Raw genomic sequence first — 596 nt, forward strand, 5'->3', positions numbered from 1 at the left:
ACTTGTGCATGCGCTCTTTCGTAATTCACATGTCCTCAAGTACGGCCCGGCGGCCCAACGCAGAAAAGCTGTGCGCTGACCTGCCAAACGCCGAATTGTTCGAGGCTGTGAACGGGCGGAATTCTGACCAGATCGCGAATGTAGAGTTGTTCCCCGGCAATTTACACCGGCCCGAATACCCGTTCAATTTGCGACCTGCCGAAATCGGCGTGTTCGAAAGCCACCGCCGAATTTGGCAAAAGCTGGTGGATGAAAAGATCGACCTGGCCATCATTACCGAGGACGACCTGCGTATTGATCCGTGCCGAATGAGCGAGGCGTTGAAGATGCTTGCCCCGATCGCGACACCTGACCATTACATCCGCATTCCGGTAAAACAGCGCGAAATCGCGGCTCAGGTGCTGGCGCGGCATAACGATATGCGACTGATCCTGCCCAAGGTGATCGGGCTGCAGTGTGTGTGTCAGTTGGTTGGACGGCGCGCGGCCGAGCGGCTGCTTGAGGCCACCAACAAAATCGACCGCCCGATTGACACGTTCCTGCAAATGCACTGGCTGACAGGCCAACCAATCCTGGCATTGCTGGGCAGCGGCAAT

General features: G+C 57.0%; 1 protein-coding gene. It reads left to right on the top strand.

The window, feature by feature from the left end:
• Positions 1-8: 8 nt before the first annotated feature.
• On the top strand, positions 9-596 hold a 588-nt coding region (locus tag ACR0E6_RS22720), incomplete at its 3' end, for a glycosyltransferase family 25 protein (protein ID WP_480587654.1).

Source organism: Ruegeria sp. AP12 (assembly GCF_056540025.1).